The organism is Streptomyces anulatus (genome assembly GCF_014650675.1).
Lineage (GTDB): Bacteria > Actinomycetota > Actinomycetes > Streptomycetales > Streptomycetaceae > Streptomyces > Streptomyces anulatus.
The window spans coordinates 154540-175637 of sequence record NZ_BMVK01000003.1 but is presented as its reverse complement, the minus strand read 5'-3'; the positions used below and the strand labels follow the sequence as shown (position 1 = coordinate 175637).

Below are 21098 nucleotides of genomic sequence, written 5' to 3'. Positions count from 1 at the left end.
GGCGCCGGTCACGACTGTGCTCCGGTGGGCTTCGGGAAAGCTTCGGGAACGCTGACGACCGGCCCCTTTCCCCACATGTACGGTGGCGCGTATGCGGTTTGGGGTGCTCGGGCCACTGGTGGTGGGGGACGGCGAGGGGAACGACGTCACCGTCCCCGAGCGCAAGGTCCGGGCCCTGCTGGCGGACCTACTCGCCCACGACGGCGGCCCGGTCCCCGTCGACCGGCTCATCCATGACCTCTGGGGCGACGCGCCGCCCGGAAGGCCCTCGGGCGCGCTCCAGGCCAAGGTCTCCCAACTGCGCCGGGTGCTCGGCCGCGACCGCGTGGTGCGGCAGCCCCCGGGCTACCGGCTGCGGCTGGAGCGCGGCACGGACGAGGTGGACGCCGACCGCTTCAGGGCCCTGGTGACCGAGGCCCGCCCGGTACGGGATCCCCGCGCGCGGGCCGCGCTGCTCACCGAGGCACTCGGGCTGTGGCGGGGCCCCGCGTACGCGGACTTCGCGGACGCCCCGTTCGCCCGGGAGGCCGCCCAGCGCCTCGCGGAACAGCGGCTGTCCGTGCTGGAGGAGCAGGCGGAGGCCCGCTGGGAGGCGGGGGACCATGTGCTGCTCGCCGGGGAACTGGCCGATCTCGTCGCCCGGCACCCGCTGCGGGAGCGGTTGCGCGCGGTCCAGATGCGGGCGCTCTACTCGGCGGGCCGCCAGAGCGAGGCGCTCGCGTCGTACGACGACCTCAGGGGCCGGCTCGTCGAGGAACTGGGGGTCGACCCCGGCCCCGAACTCGCCTCCCTGCACCGGGCGGTGCTCCGGCAGGACCCGCTGCTGATGCCGGGGACGGGGTCGGTGCTGACGCCTGCTCCTACGCTCGTATCTGTTCCTGCGCCTGGGCCCGCGGCCGGGCGGGTGCACTCCCAGGACGCCCCAGCACTCCAGGAGCTCCAGGTTCCCCGGGCAGCTCGGACAGCTCAGGCAGCTCAGGCACCGCGGGCTCCCCAGGGTCCTCAAGGGAACCTTCCGCTGCCCCTCACTCCCCTCGTCGGCCGCCGCCGGGCGCTCGCCCGGATCTCCCGGCTCCTGGCCGACGAGCGGCTGGTGACCCTCACCGGGCCCGGTGGGGTCGGCAAGACCCGGCTGGCGGTCGCCGCGGCCACCGCCCAGTGGGACCGTGCCGAGGCAGGCGGCCCGGGGGACGGCATCTGGCTCGTCGAGTTCGCGGGCGTCCGCACGGGCACGCCCGCCGACCTGGCCCAGATCGTCGCCGCCACCCTGGGCGTCCGGGACGACGCCCCGAGCGCCGCGCCGGGCGTCGGAGGCGGCGCCCTGTCCCTGCCGCACCGCCTGGCCGCCGCCCTGCGCGACCGCCGGACCCTGCTGGTCCTGGACAACTGCGAGCAGGTCGTGGACGCCGCCGCCGGACTCGCCGAGCTGCTCCTGCGCACCGCCCCCGGGCTGCGCGTCCTCGCCACCGGCCAGGAGCCCCTCGGCCTGGCGGGCGAGGCGGTGTTCCTGGTCGAGCCGCTCCCGCCCGCCGAGGCCGCCCGGCTGTTCGTGGAGCGCGCCGCGTCCTCGGCCCCCGGATTCCCCCGTGATCCGGATGGGCCCGAGCGCGAGGCCGTTGCCGAGATCTGCCGCCGGCTGGACGGCATCCCGCTGGCGCTGGAGCTCGCCGCCACCCGCGTACGGGCGCTGGGTGTACGGGAGTTGGCGGCACGGTTGAGCGACCGCTTCCGGGTCCTGACCACCGGACAGCGGGGCGCCCCGGCCCGCCAGCAGACCCTGCGGGCGGTGATCGACTGGAGCTGGGAGCTGCTCGGAGAACCCGAGCGCGTGGTCCTGCGCCGCCTCGCCGTCCACCGGGACGGCTGCGACCTCGCCGCGGCCGAGGCCGTGTGCGCGGGGGGCGGCGTCGCCCGGGAGGACGTGCTCGACCTCGTCGGGCGGCTCGTCGACCGGTCCCTGGTGGCGGTGGCGTACGGCCCCGACGGGCCCCGCTACCGGCTCCTGGAGTCCGTCGCCGCGTACGCGACGGAGCAACTGCGCGCGACGGAGGGCCTCGCGGCCGTACGCGACCGGCATCTGCGCCACTACCTCGCGCTCGCCGAGCGCGCCGAACCCCATCTGCGCGGCGCGGAGCAACGCCGTTGGCTGGACCGGCTGGACGCCGAGGCCGGGAATCTGCGGGCGGCCCTCGACGCGGCGGTGCGCCGTGCGTCGGTCTCCCCGGGTGCGGCGGGTGCGGCGGGTGCGGCGGGTGCGGCGGGTGAGGTCGTGCGGCCGGCTGCGGCGCTGGCCTGGTGGTGGCTGCTGCGAGGCCGCCTCACCGAGGCCCGCCGGAGTCTGCGTGCGGTCCTGATGACCGTACCCGGGGGATCAGCCGACACGGCCGAACTCGTCCTCCTGCACCGCGCGTTCGCCCTGCTCACCGGAGACACCGGAGGCACCGGAGGCACCGGAGGCACCGGAGGCACCGGAGGCGCCGGCGGGACCAAGAGCGGGACCGAGGACGGGATCAGGATCGCGGCCGGGATCGCGGCCGGGATCGAGATCACGGCCGAGGCCGTCCCCGACCCCGTGCGGCGCGCCCGTGCGCTGTGGTTGTGCGCGTACGGCCTGTTCAGCGCGGGTGACACGGGCGGGGGCGAGGCGCTGAACGCCCGTGCGCTCGCCCTGTTCGCCGCCGCGGACGACCCGTGGGGCACCGCGGCCGCGCTCGGCCTGCGGTCGACGCTGGCGCTGGTCGGCGGGGACCTCGCGGGCCTCGGCCGCGACGGGCTGCGCAGCGCCGCGCTCTTCCGTGAACTGGGCGACCGCTGGGGTGAGTTGCAGACGGTGTCCCCGCTCGCCGCGCTCGCCGAGATCAGGGGAGCGTACGAGGAGGCCGGGCAACGGCAGCACGAGGGCCTGCGGATGGCGCGGGAGCTGGGTCTTGAGGCGGAGGTGTCGGCCCGGCTCTCCGGGCTCGGCCGGCTGGCGCTGCTCGCCCGCGACTGGGACCGCGCCCGTGACCTGCACGAACGGGCGCGGCGCAGCGCCGCCGAGCAGGGCTACACGTACGGCGAGATCCACTCCGTGATGGGCCTGGCCCTCGGCGCCCGCCGCTCCGGCGACCTCGACGCGGCCGAGGCGCACCTCCTGAGCATCCGCGACGGGTTCGCCGCCGTGTCGTCCCGGGCGGGCGACCACCTGCTCTGCGCGGAGCTCGGCTTCATCGCCGAACTCCGGGGCGAGGCGGGCCGGGCCGCCGTGCACCACCTGCGCGGCCTGGACGTCGCCCGCGTGCTCGCCGAGCCACGCGCCTTGGCCCTGTCCCTGGAGGGCCTCGCCGGAGCGTCGGCGCTGGCGGGGCGCATGCCGGAAACCGTCTGCGCCGCCCGCCTCCTCGGCGCCGCCGCCGCCGCCCGCCGCCGCGCCGGAGCCCCGCTGCCGCCCGCCGAACGCGCCGACGTCGACCGCGTCACGGCGGCGGCCCGGGCTGTTCTGGGCGCACCGGCGTTCACGGAGGCGTTCGACCGGGGCGGCCGGGAGAGCGCCGAGGACGCGGTGCGCGAGGCGCGGGCCCTGCTGGAACACCTGGCGCCTCCGGTCACCTGACACTGCGCACCTGACACTGCGCACCTGGCACCGTGTACCTGACACCCCGCACCTGGCACTGCGCATCCGGCACCGTGGACTTGGCAGCCTGTACCTGACACCCCGCACCTGGCACTGCGCCCCCGGCACCGCGCACCTGACACTGCGCACCTGACACTGCGCATCCGGCACTCCGCATCCGGCACTCCGCACCTGACACCGCCCACCCGGCTCCGGCCCCCTGCCGCGCCCGCGTCCCCTGCCGCGCGCCCCGTACCGCGCACCGATACCTACCCGATACAGAGCCGTGCGGTGCTGGAAGCACGCCCCTGACCAGCCGGAAGCGGGGTTCCCGGAGGCTGTCGGCGTACCCGATCCCCGGTGTGCGCGAACGTCAGGAGACCTGTGCCGTGCTGAGCCCACCGGAGGCCGCAGCGCCTCCCACGGACGCGACGCCTGTCCCCGGGACCGGGCCCGGTCCCACCGCTCCCTCCGGGCCCGCCGCCCGCCTGCTCGCCGCCGCAGCGGTCGTCTGGGCCGCGGCGATGGCGCTGCACGCGTGGGTCCCGAACGCGGGCGTCAACGCGGGCAGTCTCTTCCAGACGCTGCTGCCCTGGACGGGCCTCGGCGTCCCGGTCCTGCTCGGGCTCGCCGCCGTATGGCGGTCCCGGATCGCCGCCGTGGCGGTGCTCGCGCCCGCCGTCGTCTGGGCCACGCTCTTCGGCGGCGCGCTCACCGACAAGCGCTCGGGCGGCGGCGATCTGACGGTGGTCAGCCACAACGTGAACGAGGAGAACGCCGACCCGGCCGGCACCGCGCGCGTGCTCGTCGCGGCGGGCGCGGACGTCCTGGCGCTCGAAGAGCTGTCCGACGAGGCGGCGACCGCCTACTCCCGCGAACTGGCTGCCGCCTATCCGCACCACGCGGTGATCGGCGGGGTCGGCATCTGGAGCAGATACCCGCTGGCGGACGTGAAGGCGGTGCCGATCATGCCGTGGACCCGCGCGCTGCGCGCCACGGCCCGGACCCCGCACGGGCCCGTCGCCGTGTACGCGGTCCATCTGGCGTCGGTACGGGTCTCGGCGGCCGGTTTCACGACGGGCCGGCGCAACGAGGCGGCCCGCGAGCTGGCCGCCGCGCTCCGGGCGGAGCCCGCGCCCCGGGTCGTGGTGCTGGGCGACTTCAACGGGACGTTCCAGGACGGCGCGCTGGCCCCGGTGACCTCGCAGCTGCGCTCCGCGCAACGGGAGGCGGGCGACGGCCTCGGGTTCACCTGGCCCGCCGCGTTCCCGGTGGTCCGCATCGACGACGTACTGGTGCGGGGGATGACCCCGCGCGCCGCCTGGACTCTGCCCGCCACCGGCAGCGACCACCTCCCGGTGGCGGCCACGCTGAGCCGGTGACCCGGTCCGCCGCCCTGTCCCGACTACGATGCGAGCGACCGATGACCTCGAACGCCCAGGTAGGCAGCGTGTCCGAAGCCCGGGGCCCGGCCCCCGTCAGCGTGCTCGTGGTCGAGGACGACGCCACCATCCGCCGCGCCGTCCAACTGGCCCTGGAACGCTACGGCTACCGGGTCGCGGTGGCCGCCGACGGGCTCAGCGGCCTGGAGGCCTTCCGCGCGGGCGCGCACGACCTCCTGATCCTCGACGTGATGCTGCCCGAACTGGACGGCATCGGCCTGTGCCACCGGATCCGTGAGGAGAGCCCTGTCCCGGTCCTGATGATGTCCGCGCGCGGCGACGCCCTCGACGTGGTCGCGGGCCTGGAGGCGGGGGCCGACGACTACGTGATCAAGCCCGTCGACACCGGCGTCATGGTCGCCCGGATCCGCGCCCTGCTGCGCCGCGCCACCTTCCGCCCGGAGGCGGAGGGGACCGCGGCCGGGAAGCCCGGCCGGGCCGACCACATCCTGGTCTTCGGGGACCTCAGCGTGGACACCCTCGGCATGGAGGTGCGCCGGGCCGGCGAGACCGTGTCGCTGACCCCCACCGAACTGCGGCTGCTGCTGGAGTTCGCCGCCGCGCCCGGCTCGGTGCTCGACCGCCGCCGGCTGCTGCGCGACGTGTGGGACTACGGCTGGGAGGGCGACACCCGGGTCGTCGACCTGTGCGTGCTCCGGCTGCGCAAGAAGATCGGCAGCGGGCGGATCGAGACGGTCCGCGGCTTCGGCTACAAGCTCGTCCGCGGCTGAGCGGCCGGCGGACCCCGTGGACGTCCTCAACCCCCGCGCCCTGCGCTGGAAGATCGCCGCCCTGGCCGCCGCCGCGTGCTGCGCGGTCGCGGCCGTGGTCGGCTTCCTGGTGCACGACGCGACCCGGGAGCGCGGGCTGCGCGTCGGCCACGACCGGACCCTCACCCGGCTGATCGCGGCCGAGCGGGAGTTCTCCCGTACGGGGAAGGCCCCGGCCGACATCGACGTACGGACCAGGGCCGAGCTGCCCGAACCGCTGGCGCGCGACCTCGCCGAGCGCCGCCCGGAAACCGACGGCGGATACGCCACCTGGTACGACGTCGAGCCGCCCAACTGGTACTGGATGTGGGGCGCCGTGGCCGTCGGCGACGATCAGATCCTCGTCGTCCGGGACGACATGAGCACCGAGGTCCGGAGCCTCCAGCTCCTGGACCGCAGCATCGTGAAATCCGTCCTCGCCGCCCTGGTCTTCGTCGTCCCGCTCGCCGCCCTCGCCACCGAACCGATCAACCGGCGGCTGCGCCACGGAGCCCGTACCGCCCGCCGTATCGCCGACGGCGACCTGGACGCCCGCATCGGCCCCGGCGGGCGGGCCCGCGACGAGATCACCGAGATGTCGGCGGCCGTCGACGACATGGCAGGCGCCCTCCAGCGCAAGCTGGAGAACGAGCGGCGCTTCACCGCCGACGTGGCGCACGAACTGCGCACCCCGCTCATGGGCCTGGTCACCGCCGCCGGGCTGCTGCCCGACGACGACGAGGCGACCGGTCTCGTACGGGACCGGCTGCGGGCCCTGAACGCGCTGGTCGAGGACCTGTTGGAGATCTCCCGGCTCGACGCGGGCGCCGAGCGGGCCCGCCTCGACCCGGTACCGCTGGGCGAACTGGTCGCCGACGTGGTGCGGCGTACGGGCACGGACACCCGGGTCGCCGTCGGGGCCGCCGAGGTGGTGGAGACGGACCCGCGCCGGGTCGAGCGGATCGTGGTCAACCTCGTCACCAACGCCCACCGGCACGGCGCGGCCCCCGTAGAGGTGACCGTGACCGGGGCGCGGATCGCCGTACGCGACCACGGGCCCGGTTTCCCGCCGGACCTGCTGGAGCGGGGCCCGCAGCGCTTCCGCACCGGCGCGAGCGAACGCGGCCGGGGACACGGCCTCGGTCTGACGGTCGCCCAGGGCCAGTCCGAGGTGCTCGGAGCCCGGCTGACCTTCGCGAACGCCCCGGGCGGGGGAGCGCTCGCGACCCTCGATCTGGCCCCGGACCCGGCCTGATACGGAACCGAAACGCACTCTCGCGGGGGCGGAAACGGTGCTGTACGGGTGCGGAAGAACGACTCCTCGAAGGTGACAGAGGTACGGGAAACCGCACCTGTCACCTGGAGGAGCCCATGCCCGACACCCCCACCGTTCCTGCCCCCGACCCCACCCCCACCCCCGCTGCTCCCATCCCTGCCCCCGCCGCCGGTAACGACTTGCGGGGCCGCGTCCGATCCCGCTTCGGCTTCGGCTCCCGACTCCGCGCCCGACTCAGCTTCCGCTTCCGACTCCGTCGCTCGGTCCTCGTACCGCTGACCGCAGCCGTGGTGCTCGTCGCCGGTACGGGTGGGTGGTACGCGGCCGGCGGCGGCAGGTCCACGGTCGGGCCGGCCCCCGCCGAAGGTCCGGAGGAGGTGGTGGCGCCGCTCGCCAGGTCGATGCACCTGCCCTGGCCGCGCGAGGGCCAGGCGAGCGTGGCGGTCGAGGGGGTCGGCAGCCTCGGCACCCGGGGCGAACAGAAGCCGGTCCCGATCGCCAGCGTCACCAAGGTCATGACGGCCTACGTGATCCTGAAGGACCACCCGATGCGGGCCGACGCCCCCGGCGCGACCGTGGTCGCCGACCGGCGGGCGGCCGACGAGTCGTACTCCTCCGTGGAGACGACCGCCCCCGTGCTCGCCGGGCGGGAGTACACCCAACGGCGGCTGCTGGAACTGATGATGGTGCCGTCGGGCAACAACGTGGCCCGCCTGCTGGCCCGTTGGGACGCGGGCGACGAGAAGGCGTTCGTCGCGAAGATGAACCGGGCCGCCGCCGGACTCGGCATGCGCGCCACCACGTACACCGGGGTGAGCGGCCTGGAGGCGAGCACGAGGAGCACGGCGGCGGACCAACTGAGGCTGGCCCGCGCCGCCATGAAGGACCCGGTCTTCCGGCAGGTCGTGGCGACCGCCTCCGTCACCGCACCGGGCGCCGGGGTGACGTTCCGCAACACCAACAAGCTGCTCGGGCACGACGGGGTCATCGGCCTGAAGACCGGCTCCTCCACCCCGGCGGGCGGCAACCTCGTCTGGGCCACCACGCAGGAGGTCGCCGGAGTCTCCCGCCTGGTCCTCGGGGTCGTGCTGCACCAGCGCGCCGGCACCACTCCCGCCGAGGGCAGCGCCGCCGCCCACGAGGCCAGCCGCGCCCTGATCACCGCGATCCGCGCGGACCTCCCGGCGGCGGTGAACAGGGCATGAGTGCCCGTGCCGGGGAACTCGCCGGTCAGCGCAGAGTCGTCAGCATCTCCGCGGTGAACGGCGTGATGTCCGCGGTGCGCCCGCGCAGGGTCTTCGCCGCCCACTCGGGGTCGGAGATCAGCGCCCGTCCGACGGCGACCATGTCGAACTCGTCGCGCTCCAGCCGGTCCAGCAGCTGCTCGATGCCGGTGACCTTGGAGTCGTTGCCCTGGAAGGCGCTGAAGAAGTCGTCGTCCAGGCCGACCGAGCCGACGGTGAGGGTCGGCCTGCCGCTGATCTTCTTCACCCATCCGGCCAGGTTCAGGTCGGAGCCCTCGAACTCCGGCAGCCAGTAGCGGCGGGTGGACGCGTGGAAGACGTCGACACCGGCCTCGGCCAGCGGCGTGAGCAGGTCGTCCAGTTCCTGAGGGGTCCGGGCGAGCTTCGCGTCGTAGGCGTCCGACTTCCACTGGGACATCCGGAAGAAGAGGGGGAAGGCGTCGGAGACGGCGGCGCGGCAGGCCGCCACGATCTCGGCCGCGAAACGGGTCCGGGAGACCAGGTCGCCGCCGTAGGCGTCGGTACGCCGGTTGCTGCCGGACCACAGGAACTGGTCGATCAAGTAGCCGTGGGCGCCGTGCAGTTCGGCGCCGTCGAAGCCGAGGCGCTCGGCCGCCGCCGCCGCGTCGGCGAAAGCGGCGATGACGTCGTCGAGGTCCTGCTGCGTCATGGCGCGCCCCTTGGGCTCGCCGCTCAGGGACAGGCCCGAGGGGCCGACCGGCTCGGCGTCCGGTACGGGCCCGGCGCCCTCGGTGCGGGTGACGCCCACGTGCCACAGCTGCGGGATGATCGCGCCGCCCGCGCGGTGCACGGAGTCCGCCACGTTCTTCCAGCCCGCGAGCGCCGCCTCGCCGTGGAAGCGCGGGACCCGGTCGCTGGTCCCCGCGGATGCGTGGTCGACGTAGGTGCCCTCGGTGATGATCAGCCCGACGTCACCGGCGGCCCGCCGGGTGTAGTAGTCCGCCACGTCCTGCCCCGGAACGCCGTCCGGGGAGAACTGCCGGGTCATGGGCGCCATCGCGATCCGGTTCCGGGCGGTGAGCCCGCGGACGGTGAACGGGCGGGAGAGGGTGCCCGCCGCGCGGGCCGCGGCCACCTCGGCGCCCGCCGGGGCCGCCGTGCCTGCCGCGTCGGTCGTCACGTCTGTCGGCGCGTGTGTCGTCACGTCTGTCACGTCGGTTTCCTGTCCATAGCCGGGGGGTGTCCACCCGGCCCCAACGCGCTCCCGCCGCGTGGGCATCCCGGCACCGGCCCCGATCCGGGCAAAGTCTGGGCAAAGAACGGAGTCCGCCTCCGGTGGCCGGGTCTCCGGCGGCAACGGCGCACGGGGCGGGACTGTGACCTGATCCACTCCCGGACGCCGATGACTTCACCCTCCGCCGCCGGTCATAGCCGTGACGCCTTCCGGACGGGGAAGGCCCTACAGACGGGACACCCCATGACCGACGCCGTGAAGGGCCCTGCCAGCTACTTCCCCTCGATCGAGAAGAAGTACGGCCGCCCGGTCTCCGAGTGGAAGGACCTCATCCGCGCCTCCCCGCTGACCAAGCACATGGAGCTGGTCGCCTGGCTCAAGTCCGAACACGGACTGGGCCACGGCCACGCCAACGCCCTGGTCGCGCACACCCTCGCCGAGGACAACGCCCGCTGATCCGCCGCTGGTCCGCCCACTGATCCACCCGCTGATCCGCCACGGATCCACCCACTGATCCGATCTCCCGACGACCCTCGTTTGTCGCCGCCTTCCTGCAGCTATGTCCGCGATCGGTAACCGAGGCATCCCGCAGGGGCGTTCGCCTGTCTAGATGGGTGCACGGCATCGGTGGAGACGGCAAAAGGGGCGGGCGGACATGGGTAAGCACAAGGGAAGGGCCTGGCACAGCAGGCTCCTCGCGGCGGCGCTCGGCGTGACGGCGCTGGCCGCGGCCACCTCGGTGTGGACCGCGCAGGCCGACACCAACGGGGGGCGGCCGTCGGGGAGTGTCGCGTCGCCGGACGAGCGGGACCGGCCCGTGGCCAAGGTGGCGGCGGACATCGCGCACGCCTCGGACCGCGGTGCCCGGGGCGTCAACATCACCATCGACGACGGACCGGACCCGGTCTGGACGCCGCAGGTGCTGCGCCTGCTGAAGGACGAAGGCGTGAAGGCCACGTTCTGCATGGTGGGCACCCAGGCCCGGGCGTACCCGGACCTGGTCAAAGCGGTCGTGGCGGACGGCCACCGGCTGTGCAACCACACCGTCTCGCACGACACCACCATGGACACGAAGTCCGAGGCCTACCAGTCCCAGCAGATCCTGGACGCCGAACGCATGATCACCAAGGCGTCCGGCGGCGTCCGGTCGCAGTACTACCGGGCCCCGGGCGGCGCCTTCACCCCGTACAGCCGGCAGCTCGCCGCGTCCCACGGGATGCGACCGCTGGGCTGGAACGTCGACACCAAGGACTTCGAGCACCCCGGTGCGGACACGATGGTCGCCACCGTCAAGCGCGAGATCTCCAACGGGCCGACCGTCCTCTTCCACGACGCGGGAGGGGAGCGCTCGCAGACGTTGGCCGCTCTGCGCGAGGTCCTGCCCTGGCTGAAGGAGCAGGGTTACGCCTTCGGATTCCCCGTGCGTTGAGCGATCCCGCACCCACGTACGACAGTTCGGTGCCGCCGACGTTCCCCACCTGCACCTTGATGAAGTAGGGCGTCATGCCCTTGGCCCTGTCGCCGGCCTTGAACTCCACGCCCCGGCCGTTGGCGTCCCCCTCGCCCCCGGCCGGGCCGTCGTGGAACGGGGCCTGATGCTCCGGGATCCGCACCCGCCAGTAGAGTTCGATGCTTGTTCGATTCGACGCGAGGTGGGGGGACGGATGGTGGGCGCACAACTGAGAGACACCGCACAGGAGTTGGCTGCGGTGTTGTGGCGGGAGCACACCGTGTACCGGGAGCGGTCCGGGGGGATGGTCATCCGGGGCGAGCACGTACGGCGGTGGATCAGCCTCGCTCCGGCGGGCGGCCGGGACGAGATCCTCGTACGCGCGGGGCGCATCCTGGACGGCGGCACCACGGCTCCGGCGCGTTCGGAGGCCGTGGTGCCTCTCTCCGCAGGTACGGGCGTGCTCGCCGCGACCTGCCGACGCCTGCTGGCCGACGCCGCGGCCGACGCGGCGCGGCCCGCCCCGGACCGGGAAACCGCCGGGCGGTCCGGGGGCTCCCGGAAGTCCCGGAAGCCCCGGAAGTCCGCGCGGCGGAACGGCAGGGGAAGGCACACCGGCTTCGGCTCATGGGTGATCCTCGTGTGCGTCGCCGGCGTGATCGCCCTGTTCGCGTACAGCTCCGCGATGCACGGCTGACGGCACCATCGCCCCGGGGAGTGCGGTCAGGCGGAGGCCCCGCCGTCGATGACCAGATCACTGCCGACCACGGAAGCGGCGTCCGGCGAGGCCAGATACAGCACGGCCGCCGCGACCTCGGCGGTGGAGGAGACCCGCCCCAGCGGCGACGCGTCCTTCATCCGGGCGGCGCGGCCGGCTTCGGTCTCGCCCGGCAGCAGCGACATGGTGGTGGCGGTCGCGCCGGGGCTGACGGCGTTGATGCGTATCCCGTCGGCGATGTGGTCGAGGGCGGCGGCCCGGGTCAGGGCGGAGACGGCTGCCTTGGTGGTGAGGTAGCCGGCCACGCCGGGGATACGGCTGTGCGCGCCGAGGTTGGAGGCGATGTTGACGATCGCGCCGCCGGTGGGCTGTTCGCGCATCCGGGCGATCTCGGCCTGCAGGGCGAGGAAGACACCGGTGACGTTGATGTCGAGCAGGGTGCGCCAGTCCTCCTCGGGGAGGTCGGCGACGGGAGCGCCGCCCCGGAAGACGCCCGCGTTGTTGACGGCGACATCAAGGCTCCCGAAGTGTTCGACGGTACGGCGGACCAGGGTCCTGACGTCCTCGGAGCGGGTCACGTCCGCGGTGACCGCGACCGCCGAGCCGCCCTCCTTCTCGATCAGCGCGACCGTCTCGTCGAGCGAGGCGGCCGTACGTCCCGCCGCGACCACCGAGGCCCCTTCGGCGGCGAAGGCGAGTGCGACGGCCCGGCCGATGCCGGATCCCGCGCCGGTGACGAGGACGGCTTTGCCGGTGAAGCGTGCGGACATGGTGATGACTCCTCTGGACAGCGCTGTGTGCGCGGCTGTTCGGGTACGGGGCAACGTGCTTGCCCGGCTACTTGGTGCGGAGGCTGATGAACGCGGCGACGGCGAGCAGGACTGCCGTCGCGGCGAGTGAGGTGCTGTCGGAGCCGAGGGTGAGCAGGGCGGCGAGGACGACGGTCGGGCCCAGTTCCATCGCGGTGTTCATGACGCCGCCCGCGAGCCCGGTCTGCCGGGGCTCCACCCCGTCCGTCGCGAGGACCGAGGCGGCCGCGAAGCCGGCGGCCGCGCCGGCCGGCAGCAGGATCAGGCCGGGGAGGAGCCCGTACGCGTAGGAGTTGTGCGGTGCCAGGCCCATGAGCGCGATCAGCGCGAGGCCGGTGGAAGCCACCGCCAGCCCGGCGGTGGTCACGGCCGGCGCCCCGTACCGGGCGATGAGCGGTCCCGCCGTGCGGCCCGAGACGAGCAGCGCCACCGCGAAGGGAACGAAGCCGGTGGAGGTCGCCAGCGCCGACCAGCCGCGGTCCTGCTGAAGATGGAGCGAGAGAAGGGTGAACGTCGTGGCGGTCCCGGCGGCGGTCAGACCGACGGCGGCGAGCGCGAGGGCCCGGCGCCGGTCGCGGAGGAACCCGAGGGGCAGCAGCGGGTCGCGCCGGTGGCGCTCGACGATCAGGAAGGCCGTGAACAGCGCGGCCCCGGCGAGCAGGGGAACGAGGACGGCCGCCGATTCCCAGGCGCGGGCCTCGGTGAGAACGAGACCGTAGCTGGCCAGGGTGATCCCGGCGGTCGAGAGCAGTGCGCCCGGCAGATCCAGGGAGCGGCCCGTGCCGGCCGGGGTCGCCGGCAGGAGACGCGGCGCGAGGGCGAGGGCGAGGGCGGCCACCACGACCGGGACGGCCAGGGCGAGCCGCCAGGACGCGAGCGCCGAGATGACCCCCGAGAGCAGGTGCCCCGCTGTGGCGCCGATGACCGAGAGCCCGCCCCAGGTGGCCATCGCCCGTCCGTACGCGTCGGGTTGGGGGAAGGCCGCGCGCAGTACCGCCATGGCCGCGGGTGCGGCTAGAGCGGCGCCCGCGCCCTGCGCGAAGCGGGCGGCTAACAGGGTCCCCGGTCCCGGGGCGAGCAGTGCGGCGAGGGACGCGGCGGTGAACACGAGCAGCCCGGCGGTGAGGGCGCGACGCCCGCCGAAGCGGTCGGCGACGCGGCCGCCGAAGAGGAGGAGCCCGGAGAAGGCCAGCCCGTAGGCGGAGCTGAGAAGGATCAAGTCGGTGCGGTCGAGCGAGAATTCGTGGCCTATCCGGGGCAGCGGTACGACGAGCGAGGTGAGCGTGAAGAGCAGCGACATCTGGACGATGCCGAGCAGCGCGAAGGCAGGGCCGGGCGCGGGCCGGGCCGAGGCGGCCCCGGTCGTACTGTTCCAGCTCTGTGTTTCGGCCATTTCTCCCCCGATACTTGACTGAACGTTCTGGTATGTGGCCATGAAGACGCCTCCCGCAGGAGGTGTGTTTCAGTCGAACGGACTCAATCGAACGGACTCGATCGGACCCGGGCGAACGGACCCGGTCGAGCGGGCTCGCTTGGGAGGGCTGGGGCGGGCTCAGTCGAGCAGGCTCAGCGCCTGCTCGGCGGCGTCCCGGACCCGGCCCGGCCCTTTCGACGCCTTGCCGACGATCCGCAGACCTTGCATCAGCACGAGGAGCATCCGTGCGAGCGCACGCGGATCGCGCTCCGCGGGCAGCTCGCCCTGCGCCTGGGCCCGGGTCAGTGCCGAGTGCAACAGCGTCTCGAAGTGGTCCCAGCTCGCCTCGACCCGCCGGGCCGCCGCCGGGTCGTGCGGGCCCAGTTCGGCGGCCGTGTTGGTGATGAAGCACCCTTTGGCGCGATGTTCGTCGGCGTTCGCCTCGGCCGCGAACCGCCGCACCGCCGTGCGCACGGCGGGCAGCGCGGCGCCCGGCTGGGAGAGCTCGTGCAGCAGGTTCGAGTCGCGGTTCTCGCTGTACCGGTCCAGTGCCTTCAGGTACAGCTCGTGCTTGTTGCCGAACGTGGCGTAGATGCTGGCCCGCCCGATGCCGAGATGCTCGACGAGGTCCGCCATCGAGGTCGCCTCGTAGCCGCGCTGCCAGAACAGCTGGAGGGCTGACTGCAGGGCGGCTTCCGGGTCGAATTCCTTGGTTCTGGCCACGGTCGAACCCTAGGCGATAGTGAAACGATCGGTCAAATATCATCTCCGCGGTGGCTACCGGTGTGCGTCATGCGAGGCCCCCTGCTCGGGCTACTCGTACTGGCGGCAGCGGCCCGGGAAGACCGCCTGGACGCGTGAGGAGACGAGGGCGAGGGCGGTGCGGGAGGTGGCGGCGCTCCTGTGGTGGCTGCCCTCGACGCTCGGCGGCACGGTGGAGATGGCGCTGCTGTGGCTTCCCGGCCTGGGATGGGGCCTGGTGGCAGCCATCGGGCTCGCCCTGCTGCTCGCGGTGGAGCGTACGGCCCTCGCGGCCCTGGACCTGCGACGACAGCGCGGCGATGGCCGGGCGGGGCCCGGAGGAACTACGGAACGACGCCCGATATGAACGGGCCGCCGAATCCATCGGACGCCCGGTCTCAGCGCGGGCGGTCCGTGGCGAGTCGTACGTAGCGGTGGTAGGCATCGCGGCTGTCCGAGACGAACTTCCAGCTCGCCATCGCATCCCGCAGCTCGTCGCCGGACAGCCAGCCGTGCCACGCCACTTCGGCGGCCTGCGGTGCGATCTGATCCTGCTCGACGGTGGCCTCGTGCACCGCGAACCAGTACGGACTCAGCTCGCCCCGGCACAGGAACGTGAACAGCGGGCGGACGGACGCCCGGACCCCCATCTCCTCACGGAGCTCACGGTGGGCAGCCTCCGCGTACGACTCCCCCGCCCCCACCGCACCGGCCACCAACCAGCTGTACTCGCCCGGAAAGCGCGAGCTGCTCCCGGGCCGCCGGTGCACCAGATAGCGGCCCTCCTCGTCCCGGCACAGCACCATGGACATGCGGTACAGCCACCCGGCCGCCACCGCCTCGCTCCGGTCCACGACGCCGATGACCCTGTCACGATCGTCGACGCGATCCACGAGTTCTCCCATGACCCCCATCCTTCTCCCTCACTGCCGGTCCCACCCAGGGCTTGCCCGGCCGATCACGCGACGCCTTCGGGCCGGTCGTGGAGGTGGACACGGTCCTGGGCGAGCTGCGGGGCCAGGGGCAGGGCGGGCCCGGCCGAGCCGGGCCCGCCGCGGAGTCAGGACCTGACGAGCGTGATGTCGTCGCTCCGGAAGTCGGTGACGCTCACGGGGTAGTCACGGTCGTCCGCAGTGGCCAGCCCCCGGAGCACGGCGGCGCCGGGCTGGAAGGAGGCGGTGGGATCGATGTTGCTGGGAAAGGACGTGGTCCACGGAACCGGGGAGCCGGGCTCGCAGACAACGATCAGGTTCTCGTGCGAGCCGTTCGCCGTCGTGCGCTTCTGCGTCTGGTAGGCGCTGACGTTGATGCTGATGCGGGTCGGCTTGTTGCAGGTGGTGGTGCCGCCGACGGTGATCTCACCGGTACGGGTGGCCACCGTGCCCGAGGTGTTCAGCTGTACGCCGATGGCGAGTTCCGCGGGCGGCTCGGGCATACGAGCGTGGAGCTCACCGCGTACGGGCAGGGTGGATCCGCTGCAGGTCCGCTCGAAGGTGGCGTCGATCTCACGGATGTAGCCGTGGGGTCCGTAAGCGATGTGCGAGACGGTGAAGGAACCGGTGCCGCTCTCGCAGTACCTGTCGGTCACGCTGAACTGCAGCTTCGGATCCTCGGGCTGGGCCTCGGGCCAACTGCGCGCGTTGGAGTAGGTGGTGCCGGCCACGAGCTTCTGGCCGTAAGGGGCTGACATGGACAGGGCCCAGCGCTCGCCCTCGGGCGTGACGACCGTGGCGCCCAGACCGGACTGCGAGGTCGGCCCGGAGATGTCGAACATCTCGGTCGTGTCGGGGGTATAGGCGTAGGACTGACCGCCGGATATGTACTCACCCGGCTCACCGCTGAAGCTGAGCGACCCCGTCACCGCTTCATGGGCCTGCGCCGTGCCCGTGAGCGGGGCCATCGTCACCGCCAGTGCGAAAGCCGCGGTGAGGACGGCCGCCGTACGGGCCGCGTGACGGCCCAGTGTGCTGCTTCTGATCATGATGATTCCTCAACGTTCGGTCGTGCGCGGCGCACCCGTCCCATGGGCGGACCTGCCGTACCCAGCGCGTCCCGGCTGCGAAACGTCACAGGGCCACGGATCCCGAGCCACCCGGACCGGCCCTCGCCGCCTGCGGACGGTGACGACTTCAGTGACGTTTCTTCGACTCCGAACGCAGAGATGGTGGGGCGGATCGGGCGGGGCCTGGGTACGGAGAGGGAAGTGTGGGGGTGCACGACGCGGAGCTCGGCGCTGCTGTCGACCGAGCCCAACAGGGGGACGACGAAGGGTTCGCGATCGCGTACAGGCTGGTGCAGCCCGGCCTGATCGGCTACGTCCGGGGGCTGGTCGGCGACGACGCCGAGGACGTGGCCTCCGAGGCCTGGCTGGAGATCGCGCGCGACCTGGGCCGCTTCCGCGGCGACGGCGCGGGCTTCCGGGGGTGGACGGCGACCATCGCCCGTCACCGTGCCCTGGACCACCTCCGCAGGCAGAAACGGCGACCGTGCACATCCTTGCTGGAACAGGACATGCTGGAACTGCCGGGCGGACACGACACGGCAGCCGCGGTCCTGGAGAAGCTCTCCACGGAGCAGGCCCTCGAACTGATCGGGAGCCTGCCGCGCGACCAGGCGGAGGCGGTACTGCTGCGCGTGGTCGTCGGGCTCGACGGGCCGGCGAGCGCGCGGGTGCTGGGCAAGCGCCCCGGCGCGGTGCGCACCGCGGCCTACCGGGGGCTGAAGAGACTGGCGGGCCAACTCACCCGGGCCGGAGCACGCGGTGCGACGCCCGGAGCACAGCGCATGCTGAAGGATGGGACATGAATCCCGAACCGGTGGATCCCCGTACCCCTGAGCTGGAGACGCTGCTCGACGTCGCGAGCCGCCCCGGCGCCCTCAGCCCGGCTGCCGAGGAGAAGGCGCTCCACGCCTTCCGTACGGCGCACGGGGAAGGCGCGCACGCGGCGCCGCGCCGACGGCGCGGACGGGACGACTGGCGGCCGGTCGATGAGCGGCGCTGGTCACGTTCGGTCAAGGCGCTGCTGGCGGCTCTCGTCGCGGCGGCGGCACTCGGCGGGGTCGCGGTGGCGGCGGGGGCCGGTGACATCCCGTCGCCGTTCCGCGGTGGCGCGGAGCCGAAGCCCGGGCAGAACGCGCCCACGGTACCCGGCGCGGCCGAAGAATCGGCCGGTGAGGGGCGCGTGGGTCGGCCGCCACAGCGTTCGTCGAAGCCCGCCCCGCCCACCCGGCCGGCCTCGCGGGCCCCGAAGGCGTCGCCCAAGGACCGTCCGGGCACGGCGCGGGACACCGTCGCGCACTGCCGCGTCCACCTCGCGGCGATCGAGGGGCGGGGCAAGCCGTCCGGTGACACGGCGACGAGCCTGCTCGCGGCAGCGGCGGGCGGTCGGGAGGCCGTACCGGGCTACTGCGAACGGCTGTTGGCGGGAGAGCAGCAGGAGAAGACGGGGGCCAACGGGACGGAGAAGAGCCCGGACCGTTCCGCAGAGCCGGGGCCGAAGGATCGGCCGGTACCGTCCGGCTCGGGCGCGGCGCGGGACTCCAAGAAGCAGGAGTGACGCAGCCTTCGCCCACTGATGGTCGGGATGGAGGAGGCCGGTGATGGATCGCGCGCGAGAAGGCGCCTGCCGATCTCCGACCTCCGGCCGGTCCACACCCCGTCGTTCCACCTCGGCGCCCCGAGCGTTGAGCGTCGTGGACGTAACAACACCGCTGTACGAGCGGGGCCGCCGCCGCTACGGCTTGATGTTCTGGTTCACATGGAACAGGTTGCCGGGGTCGTAAGCCCTCTTGACCTCGACGAGGCGTTCGTAGTTGCCCCGGTAGTTGGCCCTGATCCGGTCCTGGTCGTCCTCGGCCATGAAGTTGATGTACCCGCCTTCCTCCGAGTGCGGAGCGGTGGCCTCGTAGTAGTCCCGCACCCAGGCGGTGTTGGCCTCGTTGTCGGCGGGGTCCGGCCACATTCCGGCGATGACGGTGGCGAACGTGGCGTCCCGGTAGGCGAAGGCCGTGTCCTCCGGAGCCACGCGGTGGCAGGCGCCGTTGATCGGATAGATGTGCACCGTCGAATTCACGGCGGGCAGCCGAGGTGCGTGATCGAGGTGTGCCGTGATCGCCGCGTCACTCAGCTCGGTCACGAAGTTGGCCTTCCAGTAGTGCTGCAGGCCGCGCGGAACCAGCGCGTCGAACGCGGTGTTGAGCGCGGAATACGGCATCGGGCCGACGTGCTCGGCCACCACCGGTGCGATATCGCGGAACCGCTGGACGGCCCGCTCTCCCTCATCCAGGGGACCGGCCCAGCACGCCACGATCAGGATGAAGGTGTCGCCGTGCCGGTTCTCCGGGATGAACGGCAGGGGCGGGGCTATCTGGAAGGCGGGGAACCCGCCGAGTTGCTCCGGGGCGTCGGCGATGAGCTCGCGGAACGCACGCAGGACCGTGCTGGCGTCCTCCAACTCGTAGAGGATGGGCCCGCCGTAGATCTCCTTGACCGGACTGAGCCGGAATTCGAACGATGTCACCGCGCCGAAGTTGCCGCCGCCGCCGCGGATGGCCCAGAAGAGGTCGTCGTGTTCGTGCTCGCTCGCGACGAGCAGCCTGCCGTCCGCGGTCACCACATCGGCCGAGATCAGGTTGTCGCAGGTCAGGCCCAGGCTGCGGGCGAGGTATCCGATGCCGCCACCGAGGGTGAGTCCCGCGACGCCGGTGGTGGAGATGATCCCACCCGTGGTCGCCAGACCGAACGCGCCCGTCGCCGCGTCGAAGTCGCCCCAGGTCGCGCCGCCGTCCACCCGCGCGGTCCGTCGTCCGGGATCGACGCGGACGCCCCGCATGCCGGACAGATCGGCCACCACGCCGTCGTCGCAGGTCCCGAAACCGGGCACACTGTGCCCACCCCCACGCACCGCCAGGTCCAGCCCGTTGTCACGCGCGAAGTCGACCGAGGCCATGACATCGCCCGCATGGGCACACTGCACCACGGCCGCCGGAAACCGGTCGATCATGCCGTTGTAGACCTTGCGCGCCTCGTCGTAGCCATCGCTGTCAGGAGTGACCACCGGCCCCCGTACGCGGTCCCGCAACCCTTCGATCGATGAGTTGTTCACCAACCTCACTCCTTGCGCGTCATGGCCGCGAGTTCCTGAGATGGAGGTGCCCAGCACTCAACACCGGTCGCCCCGTGCACCCCCGACCACTCCGCGACCCGGCTGCGCCCGGCCCAGGCGCTTTCCACGCTACGCCGATGGGGCGGATGCTCAACTCGGCAGCCTCGGGCACATCCACGCGGCCGGCACGTCCGCAGGATCTCCCGCATCCGAGGATTGCTTCGCATGCAGGGGTGTGGCTGATGGTGTGGATCGCGCATCAGGCACCTACGTGGTGTGCCTATGAATGGGACAGGATCGCCGCTCGTTCGGCCTCGTACACCGCGATCGCGCGTGGGTCACCGTCGTAGTACGCCTCCCAAAACCCTGGGGCGTTCCATGATTCTGGGCACAAGGAGAAAGAGCCGGATTCCAGCTGGAAGTATTTCCAGGTCGGTGACAGGGTGCGAGAAGTAACGGTAAATGCTCGACTCTCGAAGAGGGCGGACTGCCTGACTCCGGACTCGGTGAATTCAATGCGGAAGGAGGGGGCTTTTTTGAAGCGTGCGGAGATTTCGAGCACTATGTATTCGTGCCCATTCGTGAGGGCGATGCCCCCTTGCATGACGGTGGAGTCCGAAATGATTTCAGTGTTCATACGGACGCGCATGCTGAATTGCCTTCTGTCCATGATTGCCTTGTAGCCGTAGCTCGGATCCGACCTGTTATTCGGGTGCTGAGGGCGCGACTGGATGGAATCCCGGCGGAATCACCACAGTTTCAGGGAAGATCCTGCGGATCAAGGAGCCTGTCTCAGCGCGAGGCGTTCCGCTCCGCCGACCACACGGCGGATTTCTGAACCGCAGGGCCGTCGACGCGGACCGCACCCGCCGTGTAAGCGGCCCAGAGCAGGTCCTGGCACCCGAAGAAGGACTCCCCCCAACTGTCCACCCACAGGTGGACGCGGGACGGTCCAACCGGTGTGGCGTCCCACCACTCCCAGCCGCGGGAGTCCTCGTCGGGGTCGAAGCGGTACAGCCAGTCCTGCAGTTCCCACGGGCGGCCGCCCCCGGTGTGCTCCGCATACCGGTCGCACCCGGCCCGTGCGAACTGCGGTGCCTGCTCCGGGTCCTGGGAACTCACCGCGGCGAACCAGTCCGGAACGTCGTCGACCGGGAGGCTCTCCTGCTCGAAATCCGCCGTGCTGCCCAGCCGCACGGCGGGTGAGATCGCCGACCTCAGGCGCCGTGCGTACTCCGCGGCGTCCCCGTCGACGTCGATGACGAAGAGGGAGAGGACGGGGGGCGCGGCATCGGCACCGGGGCGATCCCGGAGCCGCTGGAGTTCGGCGGCCAAGCTGTCGGTTGTGTGCATCATTTGAGGA

Annotated in this window: 20 protein-coding genes; 11 read left to right on the top strand and 9 right to left on the bottom strand. The window is 72.7% G+C overall.

The window, feature by feature from the left end; all coding sequences use genetic code 11:
- Positions 1 to 91 precede the first annotated feature (91 nt).
- The 5 genes from IE272_RS09205 (at position 92) to IE272_RS09185 (ending at position 8264) form a co-directional block, all read left to right on the top strand.
- Positions 92 to 3592, top strand: coding sequence for an AfsR/SARP family transcriptional regulator (locus IE272_RS09205; RefSeq protein WP_190006620.1), 3501 nt, complete (start codon positions 92 to 94; stop codon positions 3590 to 3592).
- Between the two features lie 488 nt (positions 3593 to 4080).
- Positions 4081 to 4974: an endonuclease/exonuclease/phosphatase family protein gene (locus tag IE272_RS09200; RefSeq protein WP_073958519.1), complete on the top strand. Its 894-nt coding sequence runs from the start codon at positions 4081 to 4083 to the stop codon at positions 4972 to 4974.
- Positions 4975 to 5015: 41 nt separating this feature from the next.
- Entirely contained in the window at positions 5016 to 5765 is a 750-nt protein-coding gene (gene cseB / locus IE272_RS09195; protein WP_050358404.1) for a two-component system response regulator CseB, read from the top strand.
- Between the two features lie 16 nt (positions 5766 to 5781).
- Complete coding sequence (locus IE272_RS09190) at positions 5782 to 7038, top strand: sensor histidine kinase (RefSeq protein WP_050358405.1); 1257 nt, start codon at positions 5782 to 5784, stop codon at positions 7036 to 7038.
- Between the two features lie 308 nt (positions 7039 to 7346).
- Positions 7347 to 8264 carry a D-alanyl-D-alanine carboxypeptidase family protein gene (locus IE272_RS09185; protein WP_190006788.1) on the top strand — a complete coding sequence of 306 codons (918 nt, stop codon included), beginning with the start codon at positions 7347 to 7349 and terminating at the stop codon, positions 8262 to 8264.
- Positions 8265 to 8289: 25 nt separating this feature from the next.
- On the opposite strand, the gene IE272_RS09180 is transcribed toward IE272_RS09185, so the two are convergent.
- Entirely contained in the window at positions 8290 to 9477 is a 1188-nt protein-coding gene (locus IE272_RS09180; protein ID WP_373304162.1) for an NADH:flavin oxidoreductase, read from the bottom strand.
- A 264-nt stretch (positions 9478 to 9741) separates the two neighbouring features.
- On the opposite strand from IE272_RS09180, the gene IE272_RS09175 reads away from it, so the two are divergent.
- The 3 genes from IE272_RS09175 (at position 9742) to IE272_RS09165 (ending at position 11645) form a co-directional block, all read left to right on the top strand.
- On the top strand, positions 9742 to 9954 hold the full coding sequence (locus IE272_RS09175; RefSeq protein WP_050358406.1) for a DUF4287 domain-containing protein: 213 nt from the start codon (positions 9742 to 9744) through the stop codon (positions 9952 to 9954).
- 199 nt (positions 9955 to 10153) lie between these two features.
- Positions 10154 to 10927, top strand: a complete 774-nt coding sequence (locus IE272_RS09170) for a polysaccharide deacetylase family protein (RefSeq protein WP_056701975.1) — start codon at positions 10154 to 10156, stop codon at positions 10925 to 10927.
- Positions 10928 to 11162: 235 nt separating this feature from the next.
- On the top strand, positions 11163 to 11645 hold the full coding sequence (locus tag IE272_RS09165; RefSeq protein WP_050358408.1) for a hypothetical protein: 483 nt from the start codon (positions 11163 to 11165) through the stop codon (positions 11643 to 11645).
- Positions 11646 to 11671: 26 nt separating this feature from the next.
- On the opposite strand, the gene IE272_RS09160 is transcribed toward IE272_RS09165, so the two are convergent.
- The 3 genes from IE272_RS09160 to IE272_RS09150 all read right to left on the bottom strand — a co-directional run bounded on the left by IE272_RS09160 (position 11672) and on the right by IE272_RS09150 (position 14612).
- Positions 11672 to 12436, bottom strand: coding sequence for an SDR family NAD(P)-dependent oxidoreductase (locus IE272_RS09160; RefSeq protein WP_056701973.1), 765 nt, complete (start codon positions 12434 to 12436; stop codon positions 11672 to 11674).
- A 67-nt stretch (positions 12437 to 12503) separates the two neighbouring features.
- Complete coding sequence (locus tag IE272_RS09155; RefSeq protein ID WP_190006619.1) at positions 12504 to 13868, bottom strand: MFS transporter; 1365 nt, start codon at positions 13866 to 13868, stop codon at positions 12504 to 12506.
- Between the two features lie 159 nt (positions 13869 to 14027).
- On the bottom strand, positions 14028 to 14612 hold the full coding sequence (locus tag IE272_RS09150; RefSeq protein ID WP_050358411.1) for a TetR/AcrR family transcriptional regulator: 585 nt from the start codon (positions 14610 to 14612) through the stop codon (positions 14028 to 14030).
- A gap of 166 nt (positions 14613 to 14778) precedes the next feature.
- Here IE272_RS09150 and IE272_RS09145 point away from each other — a divergent pair, with 166 nt between their 5' ends.
- The gene (locus IE272_RS09145) at positions 14779 to 14997 is read left to right on the top strand and encodes a hypothetical protein (RefSeq protein WP_190006618.1); all 219 of its coding nucleotides are present in this window, start codon (positions 14779 to 14781) and stop codon (positions 14995 to 14997) included.
- 31 nt (positions 14998 to 15028) lie between these two features.
- Here IE272_RS09145 and IE272_RS09140 read toward each other — a convergent pair whose 3' ends face one another.
- Together IE272_RS09140 and IE272_RS09135 are read right to left on the bottom strand one after the other, a co-directional pair.
- Positions 15029 to 15535, bottom strand: a complete 507-nt coding sequence (locus tag IE272_RS09140) for an NUDIX hydrolase (protein ID WP_073958213.1) — start codon at positions 15533 to 15535, stop codon at positions 15029 to 15031.
- Between the two features lie 155 nt (positions 15536 to 15690).
- Positions 15691 to 16611, bottom strand: a complete 921-nt coding sequence (locus IE272_RS09135; protein WP_190006617.1) for a hypothetical protein — start codon at positions 16609 to 16611, stop codon at positions 15691 to 15693.
- Between the two features lie 224 nt (positions 16612 to 16835).
- Here IE272_RS09135 and IE272_RS09130 point away from each other — a divergent pair, with 224 nt between their 5' ends.
- Positions 16836 to 17435: an RNA polymerase sigma factor gene (locus IE272_RS09130; RefSeq protein WP_050358414.1), complete on the top strand. Its 600-nt coding sequence runs from the start codon at positions 16836 to 16838 to the stop codon at positions 17433 to 17435.
- Complete coding sequence (locus IE272_RS09125) at positions 17432 to 18187, top strand: hypothetical protein (protein WP_190006616.1); 756 nt, start codon at positions 17432 to 17434, stop codon at positions 18185 to 18187. Before IE272_RS09130 ends, IE272_RS09125 begins: the two co-directional genes overlap by 4 nt.
- 177 nt (positions 18188 to 18364) lie before the next feature.
- On the opposite strand, the gene IE272_RS09120 is transcribed toward IE272_RS09125, so the two are convergent.
- The 3 genes from IE272_RS09120 to IE272_RS09110 form a co-directional block, all read right to left on the bottom strand.
- Positions 18365 to 19744, bottom strand: coding sequence for an FAD-binding oxidoreductase (locus tag IE272_RS09120; RefSeq protein WP_229897246.1), 1380 nt, complete (start codon positions 19742 to 19744; stop codon positions 18365 to 18367).
- Between the two features lie 271 nt (positions 19745 to 20015).
- Positions 20016 to 20372 (bottom strand): hypothetical protein, encoded by a 357-nt coding sequence (locus IE272_RS09115; protein WP_143202796.1) that lies wholly within the window; start codon positions 20370 to 20372, stop codon positions 20016 to 20018.
- 155 nt (positions 20373 to 20527) lie between these two features.
- On the bottom strand, positions 20528 to 21091 hold the full coding sequence (locus IE272_RS09110; RefSeq protein WP_190006614.1) for a hypothetical protein: 564 nt from the start codon (positions 21089 to 21091) through the stop codon (positions 20528 to 20530).
- Between the last annotated feature and the right edge of the window lie 7 nt (positions 21092 to 21098).

Bases quoted from the DNA above. Each gene is read 5' to 3' on its own strand.
- IE272_RS09205 (WP_190006620.1), top strand. From the start codon at position 92: ATGCGGTTTGGGGTGCTCGGGCCACTGGTGGTGGGGGACGGCGAGGGG.
- cseB (WP_050358404.1), top strand. From the start codon at position 5,016: ATGACCTCGAACGCCCAGGTAGGCAGCGTGTCCGAAGCCCGGGGCCCG.
- IE272_RS09135 (WP_190006617.1), bottom strand. From the start codon at position 16,611: ATGATCAGAAGCAGCACACTGGGCCGTCACGCGGCCCGTACGGCGGCC.
- IE272_RS09125 (WP_190006616.1), top strand. From the start codon at position 17,432: ATGAATCCCGAACCGGTGGATCCCCGTACCCCTGAGCTGGAGACGCTG.
- IE272_RS09165 (WP_050358408.1), top strand. From the start codon at position 11,163: ATGGTGGGCGCACAACTGAGAGACACCGCACAGGAGTTGGCTGCGGTG.
- IE272_RS09115 (WP_143202796.1), bottom strand. From the start codon at position 20,372: ATGAACACTGAAATCATTTCGGACTCCACCGTCATGCAAGGGGGCATC.
- IE272_RS09170 (WP_056701975.1), top strand. From the start codon at position 10,154: ATGGGTAAGCACAAGGGAAGGGCCTGGCACAGCAGGCTCCTCGCGGCG.
- IE272_RS09110 (WP_190006614.1), bottom strand. From the start codon at position 21,091: ATGATGCACACAACCGACAGCTTGGCCGCCGAACTCCAGCGGCTCCGG.
- IE272_RS09160 (WP_056701973.1), bottom strand. From the start codon at position 12,436: ATGTCCGCACGCTTCACCGGCAAAGCCGTCCTCGTCACCGGCGCGGGA.
- IE272_RS09175 (WP_050358406.1), top strand. From the start codon at position 9,742: ATGACCGACGCCGTGAAGGGCCCTGCCAGCTACTTCCCCTCGATCGAG.
- IE272_RS09140 (WP_073958213.1), bottom strand. From the start codon at position 15,535: ATGGGAGAACTCGTGGATCGCGTCGACGATCGTGACAGGGTCATCGGC.
- IE272_RS09155 (WP_190006619.1), bottom strand. From the start codon at position 13,868: ATGGCCGAAACACAGAGCTGGAACAGTACGACCGGGGCCGCCTCGGCC.